Source organism: Spirochaetota bacterium, assembly GCA_004297825.1.
Classification (GTDB): Bacteria; Spirochaetota; UBA4802; order UBA4802; family UBA5368; genus FW300-bin19.
In genome coordinates this window covers 71,310-85,985 of record SCSX01000078.1, presented here as the reverse complement: position 1 = coordinate 85,985, position 14,676 = coordinate 71,310, and the positions used below count along the sequence as shown (strand labels likewise).

10 protein-coding genes and 1 riboswitch are annotated in these 14,676 nt (G+C 59.5%); of the genes, 8 read left to right on the top strand and 2 right to left on the bottom strand.

Features of this window, described 5'->3' with window-relative positions:
* Positions 1–443 precede the first annotated feature (443 nt).
* The 7 genes from EPN93_17135 to EPN93_17105 all read left to right on the top strand — a co-directional run bounded on the left by EPN93_17135 (position 444) and on the right by EPN93_17105 (position 9,766).
* On the top strand, positions 444–1,076 hold the full coding sequence (locus tag EPN93_17135) for a TetR family transcriptional regulator (protein TAL31805.1): 633 nt from the start codon (positions 444–446) through the stop codon (positions 1,074–1,076).
* Positions 1,076–3,313 (top strand): molybdopterin dinucleotide-binding protein, encoded by a 2,238-nt coding sequence (locus EPN93_17130; GenBank protein TAL31804.1) that lies wholly within the window; start codon positions 1,076–1,078, stop codon positions 3,311–3,313. Before EPN93_17135 ends, EPN93_17130 begins: the two co-directional genes overlap by 1 nt.
* A 26-nt stretch (positions 3,314–3,339) precedes the next feature.
* The gene (locus tag EPN93_17125) at positions 3,340–3,906 is read left to right on the top strand and encodes a tRNA CCA-pyrophosphorylase (GenBank protein ID TAL31803.1); all 567 of its coding nucleotides are present in this window, start codon (positions 3,340–3,342) and stop codon (positions 3,904–3,906) included.
* 404 nt (positions 3,907–4,310) lie between these two features.
* Entirely contained in the window at positions 4,311–5,105 is a 795-nt protein-coding gene (locus EPN93_17120; GenBank protein TAL31802.1) for a thioesterase family protein, read from the top strand.
* A 401-nt stretch (positions 5,106–5,506) separates the two neighbouring features.
* Entirely contained in the window at positions 5,507–6,346 is an 840-nt protein-coding gene (locus tag EPN93_17115) for an electron transfer flavoprotein beta subunit/FixA family protein (protein TAL31801.1), read from the top strand.
* 60 nt (positions 6,347–6,406) lie between these two features.
* Positions 6,407–7,765, top strand: coding sequence for an electron transfer flavoprotein subunit alpha (locus EPN93_17110; GenBank protein ID TAL31800.1), 1,359 nt, complete (start codon positions 6,407–6,409; stop codon positions 7,763–7,765).
* 6 nt (positions 7,766–7,771) lie between these two features.
* A complete protein-coding gene (locus EPN93_17105; protein TAL31799.1) occupies positions 7,772–9,766 on the top strand; it encodes a 4Fe-4S dicluster domain-containing protein in 1,995 nt (664 codons plus the stop codon).
* Positions 9,767–9,869: 103 nt separating this feature from the next.
* Here EPN93_17105 and EPN93_17100 read toward each other — a convergent pair whose 3' ends face one another.
* Positions 9,870–11,213 carry a butyryl-CoA:acetate CoA-transferase gene (locus EPN93_17100; GenBank protein ID TAL31798.1) on the bottom strand — a complete coding sequence of 448 codons (1,344 nt, stop codon included), beginning with the start codon at positions 11,211–11,213 and terminating at the stop codon, positions 9,870–9,872.
* Positions 11,214–11,618: 405 nt separating this feature from the next.
* The gene (locus tag EPN93_17095) at positions 11,619–13,664 is read right to left on the bottom strand and encodes a TonB-dependent receptor (GenBank protein TAL31797.1); all 2,046 of its coding nucleotides are present in this window, start codon (positions 13,662–13,664) and stop codon (positions 11,619–11,621) included.
* A 164-nt stretch (positions 13,665–13,828) separates the two neighbouring features.
* Positions 13,829–13,965, bottom strand: a riboswitch (cobalamin riboswitch).
* Positions 13,966–14,282: 317 nt separating this feature from the next.
* Between EPN93_17095 and EPN93_17090 the strand changes: the two genes are divergently transcribed.
* Positions 14,283–14,675, top strand: a complete 393-nt coding sequence (locus EPN93_17090; GenBank protein TAL31796.1) for a hypothetical protein — start codon at positions 14,283–14,285, stop codon at positions 14,673–14,675.
* Position 14,676: the final 1 nt, after the last annotated feature.

Genomic DNA, 14,676 nt, shown 5'->3' with positions numbered 1-14,676 from the left:
TCAAGATGGGGGGAGCAGGCATAACTATGCCGAATTTCCACATTACGCCATCGGCCAGAGGATCGAAAATGGCATAATATGCTGGGAATTGTACTGGGGAGACCCCGGCGACACCCCTAAAGGAAGAATCCACCGCCGCACTTCATCCCTGTAAGCATCATAGAAACACACACGTCCAACACCTCCAGGGGCGAGGTATGTCTTCCACGCCCCATTTCCCGAAAATAATTCTCGCTCAGTGGTCGCAGAGAAAACTTTTCGACGAAAAACGCTTGACCACTAGACGACCGGTCTACTAGCATCCCTGCATGATCCGTGCATCCCGACATCCGGAGACCGATATCCGGTACGTCCCCGCGAACGAAAAGGACTGGATGAAGCGGCGGATCTGAAGCTGCAAACGACAAAGGGAGAACGATGAAAACCATGACGGGAGAGCCGCGATGAGCGCGCAGCTGGGAACCAGGGACGCCATCATTCGCAAGGGAGCCGAACTCATCCATGCCCGCGGCTTTAACGCGACCGGCCTCCAGCAGATACTCGAGGGCGCGGGCGTGCCCAAGGGATCGTTCTACTTCTATTTCAAGAGCAAGGAAGAATTCGGTCTCGCGATAATCGACCACTTCGCCGGGGTCGTGGGCTCGCTTTTCACGCGCTCCCTGGACGACGGGGGCATTCCTCCGCTGGCGCGCCTCGCGAAGCTCCTGGACACCTACGAGCGTCTTTTCATCAAATCCGGCTGCACCCTGGGATGTCCCATAGGCAACCTCTCGCTCGAGATGTCCGATTCGAGCGAGCGCATCCGCGCGCGCCTGCAGGCGGTGATCGATTCACTCATCGCGCACATCGGGTCCTGTCTCGAGGACGCGCGCCGCGAGGGCTCGCTCCCGGCCGGGACGAACACCGCCGAGACTGCGTGCATGCTCTTCCACGGCCTCGAAGGCGCCATATTACACATGAAGGTCTCGAAGAGCATAGAGCCGATCAGGCTGTACCGGAAATATATTTCCTCATTCCTCGGGGCCGGCGCTCCCGGGAAGAATACGTCGTTAAGAAAAACGAAGGGGGACCGATAATGGGCGAATGGAAGAAGTCGGGCTGCGTGCTGTGCGCACAGAATTGCGGGCTGGAGCTTTTCATCGAGAACAACCGGATCGAGAAGGTAAAGGGCGACAAGGACAATCCCCGGAGCAGGGGCTACGTGTGCCGCAAGGGGATGAACGTCTCCTACCACCAGCACCACGACCAGAGGCTCACGCACCCCCTCAAGAAAAAAGGCGATGCCTTCGTAAAAATTTCCTGGGACGAGGCGATAGGCGAGATCGCCGATAAGCTCAAGGCGATAACCGGCGCCCACGGACCGCGCTCGTTCGCCTACATGGGCGGCGGCGGCCAGGGCTGTCACTTCGAGGCGGCGTTCGGTACGAGCCTCATGAAGGGGCTGGGCTCGCGCTATCATTACAACGCGGTGGGCCAGGAGTTCAGCGGGCTCTTCTGGGTGTTCGGGCGCGTCACCGGCAAGCAGTACAACTTCCTGATGCCGGACGAATCGCGATCGGACATGCTGGTCGCGACCGGGTGGAACGGGATGGTGAGCCACCAGATACCCCGGGCGCCCCTGGTGCTCAGGGAGTTCTCGAAGGACCCCGCCAGGATCCTGCTCGTGATAGACCCCCGGAAGTCCGAAACCGCCGAGATTGCGGACATCCATCTTGCGCTTCGCCCCGGAACCGACGCGCTTCTTACGAAGGCGATGATCGCCATCATACTCCGGAACGGTTGGGAGAAGCGTGAATATATAGAAAAGTATGTGAGCGGTTTCGACCAGGTGCGCGCGCACTTTACGGACTTCGACGCGAAATCCGCGGTCGCGTTCTGCGAGCTCGATTACGATAAGGTGGTGGAGGTGTGCGGGCTCTTCACGACGCGGAACTGGAGCATGCACCCGGACCTGGGGATTTACATGAACCGGCACAGCACGCTCGCGAGCTACCTGCACAATGTGCTCATGGCGGTCTGCGGGCGCCTGGCGGTTCCGGGCGGGAATATCATACCCGGCACGCTCATGCCGCTGGGCGGCCACTCGGACGAGCGCGACGAAAAAACCTGGAGGACGGTGGAGACGAACTTCCCGCCCGTGCTTGGGTACTACCCGCCCAACGCGATGCCCGAGGAAATTTTGTCCGATAAACCCGACCGGCTGCGCGCGGTGTGCGTGAGCGGGGCGAACCCCCTGCGCTCCTTCGCCGACACGACCGCCTACGAGCGCGCCTTCGCCAGGCTCGACCTCCTCGTGACGAGCGAGCTCGCCATGACCGAGACGGCCGCGCTCTCGCACTACGTGCTCCCCGCGCGCTCGGGGTATGAATCCTGGGACGGGACCTTTTTCCCGCTCACCTTTCCGGAAATATATTTCCAGATGCGCCGACCCCTCGTGGAGCCGGATGGCGAACAGCTGGAGGTCGGGGAGATTTACACGCGCATCGCCGATGCGATGGGCCTCATTCCCGCCATACCCGATTCGCTCCACGAAGCCGCGAAGGGACCGCGCGCCGCGTTCGGCGCGGAGCTCATGAAGTTCGCGATGAGCGAGCCCAGGGCCCTGAAGGGCATGCCCTTCATTCTGGCGAAAACGCTCGGGAAGACGCTCGGTTCCGGCAACCTCGCGGCGCTCTGGGGGATGCTCATGACCGCCCCGAAGCTTCTCCGGGAGAATGCGGTACGCGCCGGTTTCAAGGATTCACCGCTTATGGGCGAGGAGATCTTCCAGGCCGTGCTCGATCACCCGGAAGGACTCTGGATAGGAAAATGCGATCCCGATGACAACATGTCCCTCGTCACGACCGAGGACAAAAAGCTCAACGTGTACGCGCCCGAGATGCAGGACTGGTTGAGGGACCTGGATACGGCATCCGAGAAGCGAGCGATGGAACCGGGCGCGGAATTTCCCCTGATCCTGAACGCCGGCCGCCACATGTCGATGAACGCGAACACGCTCATGCGCAACCCCGAATGGAACAGCGGGAAGCGCGCCTGCACACTCGCGATGCACCCGGACGACGCCGCGGAACGCGGCCTCGCCGACGGGGAAAAGGTGCGCGTCAGGACCCAGGCCGGGCAGGTTGACGTGGAGCTCGAGGTGACCGAAGCCGCGCGCAGGGGGCAGGTGATCATCCCCCACGGATTCGGGCTGGATTACAACGGCAACGTTTACGGCGTGAACGTGAACCGGCTCACGAAGAACACGCACCGCGACCATTTCCTGGGCACGCCCCTGCACCGCTACGTTCCCTGCCGCGTGGAGAAGCTCTGAGTGCTGGGGCGGGGCGGGAGGGACACATGAATACTGTCTGCGGGCACTCTATAGAAGAATACATGGTTATGGTGGAGCGTTTCCACGGCCACCCGGCGCCGGGGCTCCTGGCGGGCGGCTTCATGGTCGACCTCGCGATGAAGAATCTCCCAAAAGGGGAGTTCTTCGACGCGTTGTGTGAAACGACCGTGTGCCTTCCGGACGCCATCCAGATCCTCACCCCCTGCACGTACGGAAACGGCTGGCTCAGGATCGTCGATACGGGACGCTTCGCGCTCGCGCTGTTCGAGAAGTACGGCGGCGAGGGAGTGCGTGTCCACATGGACGCGGGTAAACTCGCGGCGTTCCCCGAATATGAGTCCTGGTTTTTCAGAAAAAAGCCCAAACACGAACAGGACCGGGAGCGGCTTATAGGCGAGATCGCGCAGGCGGGCACAATGGTACTGGGCGTGGGGCGGGTACTCGTTCACGAAAGTTTTATCGGGAAACAGAAGGGTGGAAAGACCGGGCTGTGTCCCATATGCGGCGAGGCCTACCCGCTTTCATCGGGGGACCGGTGTATCGGATGCAGCGGGATTCCGCTCTATCGATAAACCCGTGAGCGTGGAATTGCGAAAGCCGGCGGAATTTTTTCGTTCGCGCGTGCGCTTCGACCGCACCGAGCGTTCGGGCGCGTTTGGCGATATCGGCACCGTGGTTCTCCTCATCATCGGGATCACCGCGGTTTCAGAGATGGACGGGGGCGCCGTATTCGCGGCGTTCGCGCTCATGTAGGTGACGACCGCACCCGCATACGGTATCTCCATGCCTGTGCGGCCTATCAAGACCGCGCGATCACCCAGAGGTTCGCGGCAGGGGCGGTCAGGCGCGGCGCCCCGCCGAATAGCTTGATTTTTTCAACGCGCGATGCGATGCTGAAACCGGCGCGCGGAACGGCGGACGGGAGCATCGGCCCCCGCCCCCGCCTCTGGTACATTGTGACAAGGATTTTTTGGCCATGAAACTATTCGACGACGACGTTGCGGTTTCGGAAGCGGGGGCGCAGATATACGAGGGGGCGGTTTCCCAAAACTGGCTGGTGAACGGCAACCCCAACGGCGGCTACCTCATGGCGATCGCGGCGAACGCGATGCTCCAAAGGGCCGACCGAAAGAGCACGCCCATCGTCACCGCGAACTACATCGCGCGCTGCGCCCCGGGGCCCGCATTGGTGCACGTCGAGGAATTTTCCCGCTCCACGCAGTTCCACCGCCTCGAGGCGCGGCTCATGCAGGAAGGGAAGGAAAAGGTCCGCGTGATAGGTACCTTCGCGAACGAGAAGAACGACTGCGCGATCGAGCGCTACGAGTCCTCCGCGCCGGACATGCCGCCGTTCGATGAGTGCGTGCGCGTCCCCGAGCTTCCCAAGTTCTCCCTGCTCGCGAACCTGGACATGCGCCTCGATCCGGCGAGCGCCGGCTGGATGAAGGGGACGCTCGCCGAACGCTCCGAGCAGCGCGGCTGGATCCGGTTCAGGGACGGGGGCGTCCCCGGTCTCACGGCGCTCTTCCTCTTCGCGGACGCGCTCCCGCCCGCAATATTCGTAACCCAGGGAATGACCGCGTGGATTCCCACGATCGAGCTCACCGTCAACATAAGAAATCTCCCGCAGGGCGAATGGCTCCGGTGCTCCCTGCGCACGCGCTTCATCACCTGCGGCCTGCTCGAGGCCGACGGCGAGGTGTGGGACGAGGCCGGGAACCTGGTCGCGATCTCCCGCCAGATCGCGCAGTTTCGGCCTGCACCCGGCTGAGTTCGTATTCGGCGCGAGCGACGGCGGTTCCGCGTCCCTCGCGTCTCCCCAAGAACCGCGGAATCTCACCTTCCAATCCCCAGGAGAAGCTTGCGGAGCTTCCGCGCCGCATTGGTACAATTTCCCGGTTATGAAATATTTTTCCAGACGCAGGAAACCGGGATCGTACCGGTTTCCAACGCGCATAACGCGTAAAACCGTTTCGCGTCGCCCCGAATTCGACTGAGCACCCGCTCACTGGAAATATCTGAACCATGTTAAATATTTTAACCGACCGACCAATTTCTCCTCAATCGTCGCCGTGTGAAAATTTTCCATTGACAGTAAATTCATATTTAATGAAGTGGTTAAATGAGTTTTCACCGTACTTCACAAAATCCCAACTTTGAGCGGATGGAACTATGAGCGGCAAACATACCATAAACAGGGTAGTCGTGACCGTGAAGCAGGTCCCCGACACCACCCAGGTGAAGGTCGATCCTGCGACGGGGACGCTGGTGCGCGAAGGAATTCCTTTCATCGTCAATCCCTTCGATACGCACGCGGTCGAGACCGCGCTTCGGATGAAGGACGAATACGGGTGCAAGGTCACCGCGATCACCATGGGCCCCCCGAACTCGATCATGACGCTGCGCAAGTGCCTCGCCATGGGCGTAGACGACGCGGTGCTCGTGTCCGACAGGGCTTTTGGCGGCGCGGACACGCTCGCGACGAGCTACGTGCTCGCGGAGGCGATCAGGCGCATTCAGCTCGAGTACGGCCGGGTGGACGTCATCATCTGCGGTAAGCAGACGATCGACGGGGACACCGCGCAGGTAGGTCCCGGTATCGCAACCCGGCTCGGGTATTCCCAGCTCACCCTGGTCGACCGGATCATGAGGCTCGACCCCGTGGAAAAAACGATAACCGTCCGCCGCAAGATGGAGGGACTCAAGGAGGTCGTGCGATCCTCGATGCCCGCGCTCATCACGGTGGTCCGGGAGATCAACAAGCCCCGCTACCCCACCGTCCAGGACAGGCTCATCGCGGAGGAGGCGGAGATCCCCGTCTGGGACAACAAGTTCCTGAAGCTCCGTGATGACAAACTGGGCATGAAGGGCTCTCCCACCAACGTGAAGAAGATCTTCGCCCCCACGAGGGCGAAGGGCGAGATGATAGGAGAAGAGGGGGCAAGCCCCAGGGAGATCGCACGCGCGCTCATCAGGAAGCTGATCGAATTGGACATGGTCCAGGCGGACTGAGGACGCGTAAAAGACATATACCTTTAAGTACCGGAATTCACATCAAAGGACGGCATACCGATGAAGGAAGCATCAGGAGCACCTGAGAAAAAATTAAAAAAACCGCGCGGCAAGGTACGGCTTCTGCCCAACAAATGCATCGCGTGCGGCGCCCGCTGCGAATCCGAATGCCCCGCCGATTCGATAAGCATGAATGAAAAAGGGGAGCCGGTCATCGACCTTGAAAAATGCATCGCCTGCCGGAAGTGCGTAAAGGTGTGCCCGGCCGGCGCGATCGAACATTTCTACAATGCCGAGGAGCTCGCCGTTCTCGAGGAGATGAAAAAAAGCGGCGCGTTAAAGGCCGACAAGGACGAAGAGGTGCCCAAGGAGCCGCAGGCCGATCAGAGCTATCGCGGGGTATGGGTCTTCATCGAGCAGGAGGACGGCATCGTCGCGCCCGTGAGCTGGGAGCTCCTGGGCGTGGGCGCGAAACTCGCGAAGGACCTCGACGTGGACCTCTCCGCGTTCGTCTTCGGATCGAAGATCGACCATCTCATCAACGAGGCGTTCTGCTACGGCGCGAAAAAGGTCTACTGCATGGACCAGCCTATACTGCGCCATTACCGCACCGAGCCCTACCTCAGGGCAACCGTCGAGCTCATAAGGAAACACAAGCCCGAGGTCGTGCTTATAGGCGCGACGGGACTGGGACGCGACCTCGCGGGCGCGGTCGCGACGGTACTGGAAACCGGGCTCACCGCCGACTGCACCGATCTCACGATCGACAGGGAACACAGGCTTCTCGAACAGACGCGCCCCGCGTTCGGGGGCAACATCATGGCGACCATCCTCAACAAGATGCACCGCCCGCAGATGGCGTCCGTCCGTCCGCACGTGATGCCCATGCCCGAAAGGACCGAGGGCGCAACCGGCCAGGTCATCTGGGACATGCTCGACATGACGGAAGACGATATCAAGACCAAGGTGCTCGAGGTCTTATATGAAAGAAACTCGGACCACGTGGACATCTCCGGGATGGAGGTGCTCGTGGCCGGCGGGCGCGGCATGCTGGGCCCCGAAAACTTCAAGCTCCTGGATGAGCTCGCCGCGCTGTTGAAGGGAACCACGGCGGCCTCGCGCGCGAGCGTGGATGCCGGCTGGATGCCCTACGAACGCCAGGTGGGCCAGACCGGGAAAACGGTGAGGCCCAAGCTCTACTTCGCGTGCGGCATATCGGGTGCGATCCAGCACCTCGTGGGAATGCAGGATTCGGAGCTCATCATCGCGCTCAACCGCGACCGCGCCGCCCCCATATTCGAGGTCGCGCATTACGGGATAGTGGGCGACCTGTTCGCGGTGGTACCCGCGATCGTCGAGGAGCTCAGGGAATTCATCAAGGACGAGGCACCTTACGCAAAATCGCCCATCGGAGGTTGACACGCAATGACGCATGTTGAAAATATACTGTTCACGATACTTCTCACCGGCGCCGGCATCGCATTCCTGTATTCGCTCACGCGCCTGGCGCGCTTCGTCCTCATAGGCGGGGTCGACGACCGCCTGAAGGGCACCTTTATCAAGCGTTTCAACACGATGATCGCCTTCGCGTTCCTCCAGAGGCGTGTCATTGCGGAGGGATACGGGTGGAACCATTTCCTCATCTTCTGGGGATTTCTGGCGCTGCTCCTGGCTAATTTCGAGTTCGTGCTCTCGGGGCTTTTTCCCGGGTTCAAATACACCGCACTCGTCAATTTCAGCGGGATGGAATATCTCTACACCGGGTTCGACTTGATATCGCTGCTCGTGCTCGCGACCATCCTCATCGCGATCGCGCGGCGCGTGCTCCTGCGGCCCGCGCACATCGAGGCCCTGAGCCGCGACGCGTTCATAATCCTGGGCCTCATCGCCGGCCTCATGCTCGCCTATTTCGGGCTTCAGGGCGCGGAGATCGCGCTCGGGGGAGGCGGTGTATCGGCCCCCATGCCCGTGAGCGGCGTCGTCGCCGCCGCGCTTTCGTCCACGGACCCGGCTGTTCCGGGGGCGCTGATGCACCTCTTCTGGTGGCTGCATGCGGTGATCCTCCTGTGCTTCCTGAATTATCTCCCCTACAGCAAGCACATGCACATCCTCGCGGCGATTCCCAACTGCTTCTGCCGCTCCTTCGAGTTCGTCACCACCGTTCCCCGCGAGGAATTCAAAAAGGGCGCGCCCAACGGCGTGTCGTCGATAGCCCAGTTTTCGTGGAAGGACCTGCTCGACTTCACCGCATGCACCGAGTGCGGGCGCTGCAACAAGAACTGCCCCGCGACCGTGACGGGCAAGCCCCTGAACCCGCGAATCGTCATACACCAGGGAAAGGAAAATCTCCTCGCCAACGGCGGAAAAATCCTGGGCGGCAACCTGACGCGCGACATCACCCCGCTCATAGGCGAAACGGACGGCGAGGCCACGGTATCGGAAAAGGCGCTGTGGGCCTGCACGACATGCGGCGCCTGCATGGAAAATTGTCCCGTGTTCATCGAGCACGTTCCCAAGATGGTGAAGATGCGCAGGCACCTCGTGGAGGACCGGTCGAAATTTCCCGAGGAGCTCATGATCTTCTTCGAGGCGATCGAGAACCGCTCCAACCCGTGGGGCATCGCGCCCTCCGACCGCGGGAAATGGGCGGCCGGTACGGACGTCGCGCACTTCACGAAGGACGCGGGCCTCGAGTACCTGCTGTACGTCGGGTGCGCCGGCTCCTTCGACAGCCGCGCGAAAAAGGTCACGGCGGCTGTCGTCAAATCGCTCCGGGCGGCGGGGGTATCGTTCGGTATCCTGGGCAACGACGAGAAGTGCTGCGGCGATTCACTCAGGAGACTTGGGAACGAGTTCGTGTTCGACCGGATGGCGAGGGCGAACGTGGAACAGTTCAACGCGCTGGGCGTGAAGAAGATCATCACGACCTGCCCGCACTGCTTTTCGACATTCAACAACGACTACCGGCAGTTCGGTCTCGAGGCCCAGGTTGTCCATCACAGCGTGTTCCTCAACACCCTCATAGAGGAGGGCGCGCTTAAGCTCGAAAAGGCCAACGGGGCCGGCCGCATCGTGATGCACGACTCGTGCTATCTGGGCCGCTACAACAAGATATACAAGGAGCCCCGGGCCCTCATCCAGAAGGCGACCGGACACAAGGCCGTGGAGATGGACAGGAAGCTCTCGAAGAGCTTCTGCTGCGGCGCCGGGGGCGGACGCATGTGGATGGAGGAGGAGCCCGAACACCGCATCAACATCAACCGGGTGAAAGAGGCGCTGGACAAGAAACCCGACGCGATCGCCGTCTCCTGCCCCTACTGCCTCACAATGTTCGTGGACGGCGTGAAGGACATGAAGGCGCTCGACAAGGTCCAGGTTCTCGACGTGGCCGAGATTATCAGCGAGAGAATCAAGGCTTGAGCCGTCCCGGTCCGGCCGAAACGTGTGTAACCCCGTCCGTTCCCCCCGCGCGCCGAATCGCGCGGGGGGAACGGACGGAAGATGTGCTTAAGGTCTCCCTGCGTTAATCGGCCCCCCTTCCCTTTATCCAGATCTTCATACGCTCCGCGTCGCGGATAAGCTCATCCCTGAATTCGGGGTGCGCTATGCGTATGAGCGCCTCCGCGCGCTCCCAGGTGGATTTTCCCTTGAGCTGCACCACGCCGTACTCCGTCGCGACATATTGCACGATGGATCGCGGCACTGTTACGATCGAGCCGGGCTGGAGCGTAGGGACGATGCGGGAATGGAGCTTCCCTTGCTTATCCTTATGCGTGGACGAAAGCGAGATGATCCCCTTCCCGCCCTTCGACTGGAACGCGCCAAAAATGAAGTCGAGCTGTCCCCCGGTGCCGGACTTCTGCTCGGGCCCCACCGACTCCGAGCACACCTGCCCGAAGAGGTCCACCTCGATCGCGTTGTTGATCGCGACCACCTTGTTATTGAAGCTGATGACGCGCGGATCGTTCACGTAGTTCACGGGATAAGACGCGCACCCGGGATTCCGGTCCAGAAAATCGTAGAGCTTTCGCGTGCCCATCGCGAAGGTGTAGGTCATCTTGAAATGGTCCACCGATTTTTTCCTTCCCGTTATCCTCCCCGCATGGTAGAGGTCCACGCAGGAATCGACGAGCATCTCGGTGTGAATGCCAAGGTCTTTCAGGTCGCTTTCCGCGATCATCTGCCCTATGAGATTGGGGAGTCCGCCGATACCCAGTTGCAAACACACGCCGTCCTCCAGTTCCTTCATGATGTGTCCCGCAATCTGCAGGTCCACGTCCTTGGGCGCCTGGGGCTTCACCTCCGCGAGCGGGGAGTGCCGTCCCTCCACGATATGGTCGACCTGTGAAATGTGCACCGATTCGCGGTTCCCGCCGCAGCAATACGGGACGTTCCTGTTCACCTCGATGATGATCTTTTCGGCCTTGCTGATAACCGCGCCCGTCACGGAGTTCGCGAGCCCGAAATTGAAATAGCCCTTTGCGTCCATCTCCCCGGCTACGATGAAGGCGACGTCGAATTCCCGGTATTTTCGAATCGTTCGCGGAGCCTGGTGATAGGAAACGGGAATGTAGTTGCACAGGTTCGCGTCGTGAAGGCGCCGCGATACCGTCCCGAAGTGCCAATCGTTCATGATGACATGCGTGCGCGCCGGGTCCGCCTCCACGATTTTCGGGGCCTGGGTAAAACACACGCTCCTGAGGTCAAGCCCGTCGAGCTCGGGGATGCGTTTTGCAAGCGCTTCATCCAGGCATTCCGGAAACAGGACGAACTCGCTATAGAAAAGCCTGTCGCCGGATTTTACCAGCCCGGCGGCCTGGTCCGCGGATATGAGTTTTTCCCTGTACTCGGTGCAGACGTCTTTCATGGTGCGGCCTCCCTATGCGGTAATCGAGGGACGCGCCCTGCGCCCCCAGAGCAAGTCTATCCATCAGATTACGCAAATCCAAAAAAAATAGACGCGAGTGTCATATTTTCTTCGCTCTCCAGGCCTGCTCCTACAATATGCTTGTAGCCTTGTATGTCCATTTTTCCATGCGGTACACCACGAGAAACGTTGTGCGACATCTGCTTCAGCGCCGAAACGAAACGGCAATGGCGCCCGGGGATCTTGTAGAGACGTCCCGGCGGGACGTCTCTACAAGATCCCCGGGCATTACGGCGTGCGGCGATTTTCAGGGTATGCACTGACGACACGAGGGGACGGACTTATGTCCGCCCCCTCGTGTCATGAAGCGATTCAATCTCCGCCTTCGCGCGGCTGTCTTTGCCCTTACAGCTCGCCCTTTACTCCCGCGTAAAAGGCGATGCCGGGCGTATCGTAGCCCGCGGTTTGGTGGTAACGCTCGTCGGTGAAATTCTCCACCCTGAAAGTGAGCTTCAGGTTTTCCAGCACCGCGTACCACATGCTGAAGTCACCGCGCACATATGAACGCGCCTCAAGATACACCGGCGCACCGAACGCTCCCGAGGTGTAGTCATACCAGTAATCCTTTCTTTCGCCGACATATGCGACCGTGAGCGAAAGCATGATCTTACCCGTGGGTTCCCATATCGCCGTCATCCCCTCCTGGTATTCCGGCCTATGGAGAAGCTCCTTTCCTGTGGAAAGATCCTTGGTTTTCATCCAGGTCGCAAACCATACGAGCGAAAAGCTTTTTACAGGACGGAATTCTATCTGCCCCTCGACGCCGTGCGTATTCACGCGCCCGACATTGATCGTATTGTAGGGCGGCGCGGGGTTGAAACCGAACATGTCGCGGTAGTGGTTGCTGAAGTAGGTCGCGGAAATCGTAAGCCGCTCGTCGAGGAATGGCTGTTCGACGCCGGCGTCCCAACTGATCACCTTTTCTGGATCAAGGTCCTTATTCCCGCTCGACGGCGCGTAGAGTTGGTAGAGCGACGGCGCCTTGAAGCCGGTGCCGTAGTTCGCTTTGAAGCGCGTGTCGGTAACCGGCGCGATGATCGAGGACGAGACGCCCCAGGTCCACACGCTTCCAAAGGTATCGTGCTCGTCATAGCGCGCCGAGGCGCTGATAAACACATGGTCCAGCAGCCTCAATTTCTCGTTCACGTATACGCCCACGTCGCCCGCAGTCTTTTCTTCCAGCCGCGAAACGGTCCTCCCGAATCCCATGTCATAGTCCGAGTACGAGGACCCGTGCTCTTCACGGTAGTCGGCGCCGACGGTGAGGATGCTCACGTTCGCGATGTTGATCGTATGGCGCCACTCGGCCTTCGCCGTTTCGGACTTGAACCAGGAATCGTCGTAGATGAACGGGCCGGGGAAATCCAAGGTGTCGTTGTCGTTATCGGTCGTCCTGTAGGTATTCACATACGAAACCTGAAGCATGTGTTTCCACCAGTCGGTAACCGGTTGGGAGAATGAGAGCCCGGTACTGAGTGTGCGTGATAAGGCATCATAATTTGGGTCGTCAATAAAGGCGTCCTTGTCGAGCTCGTAGCGTGCCTGCGTGAAACGCACGGTCAAATCGAACCATGATTCGTCAAAGATGCGCACCCCGCCTCGTGCCGAAGCGGATAGATTGTTGTATCCATCGCGGTCTCCCTCGGCCGCTCCTTCTGCACGCGAAGCCTTTGAAATCCCTTCGGAATAGTTTTGAGAACCAGATATCGAAAAATATGTCCGGTCGTTTCCGCCTGCCGCACCCGCCGATCTCCGAAGACTATAGAAAGAGCCCGCCTCGACTGCACCGCGAACTTTGACATCTCCCTGACCCTTTCTGGTAATAATATTAATTACGCCCCCGGTCGCGTTCGATCCGTAGAGCGCGCTCATCGCGCCGCGGACCACCTCGACCCGCTCGATGTTGTCAGCGGTCAGGTGTGCAAAGTCGAAGGACCGGTCAGGGTTCATCGCGTCGTTCACTTCGATCCCGTCGATGAGCACGAGCACGCTCCCGGACTTTCCGCCCCGCATGAACACCTGCGCCGTCTCACCGAAAGAGGAGTTCTGCTCCACGACTACCCCGGGCACGCTGCGTAATGCGTCCACGAGCATCGCCTTCCCGCTCTTCTCGATTTCCTCCCCTGTGATCACGGTGACCGATGCGCCGGTCTCCCGGATGAGGGTCTCGCTTTTTGAAGCGGTGACCACGATCCCCTTCGAGGAAGCCACAGGCTTCTTTGGGGCTTCCTGTTCACGGTCCGGGCCTTTCTGCGTATCGGCCCCGATCGCTGTTGTCTCTTCCAGGCCCTTTTTTTCTTCGGGCTTCTTCCCCGCCTCCTGCGCGTACACCACACCGGCAAGCAGGGCACTGATAATACCGATAATGAAAACCACTCTGAAAAAACGCATACGTCCTCCCTCAAAATTAATGTGCGTCTCTGACGGATAGCTGAGGGAACGGGGGTCGAGGGGCGTGCCGTAAAAACAAAAAACACGCCTCTCGGCGTGTGATGATGAGGGATGCGTTCGGATGTTGAGGAAAATCGGCCAAACGCGCTCACCGGCTCCCAGACCTCGAGGATACCCAGTAATGTGGAGTTCCCGGCTCATCCGCGCCTGGGGCGCGGATTCACGGTTGCGGGACAGCGCGGGATTTTCACCCGACTTCCTCCGGTTGCTCTTTCAGAGAACAAGTAATGAGGTGACGTTGATTGGCATGATGCCTGTTGTCAATCGAATTTTCGATTTGGGGCCGATATTCATGTCTGCATGAACGGGGCGCGGGGTGTATAATTATGGTTTGTGCATCACGGCGCGGTTGGATAATCTACGTTACAGGCGTACGGTTTACGGTGGGGCATGGTAGAGACGTCCCGGTGGAACACCGTAGAGACGTCCCGGCGGGACGTCTCTACGGTGTTCCACCGGCCAATTCCCATGACCCCGACCTGCCTAGAACATATTTTGGGTTGACAGGCACTCAATAATTCGACTAATTTCATTATCCATCTTAAACACTGGAAGAATATGGACACTCAAAAAATATCAATAGTGCTTGTCAGCATAGTCATCGTTGGATCGCTTTGGGGGTGCGCAGAAACGGCCCAAAACGAGGTGACCCTTAAAGTCATTGGCAACGGAACAAATTTCACCGGAGGTTATAGCAGGAATGGAGGCGACTACCAGCCGCTCACCCCTGTAGAGGCTGTAGCTCCGACTTTCACCGTATTTGGAAAGGACTTTGAAGATGTCGATCTGCTTGAGGTGTATGCGATACGTGATGATCCCGTCAGCGAATTAGCTATAAAATTTTATAGAAATAATAAAATAGTGAAAGAAGATTCTATAGATGAGACAAGTACGGCTACCACACTTTCAGTTGATTATACTTTTGGTGAAGAGGACACCTCTACTCAGTAGC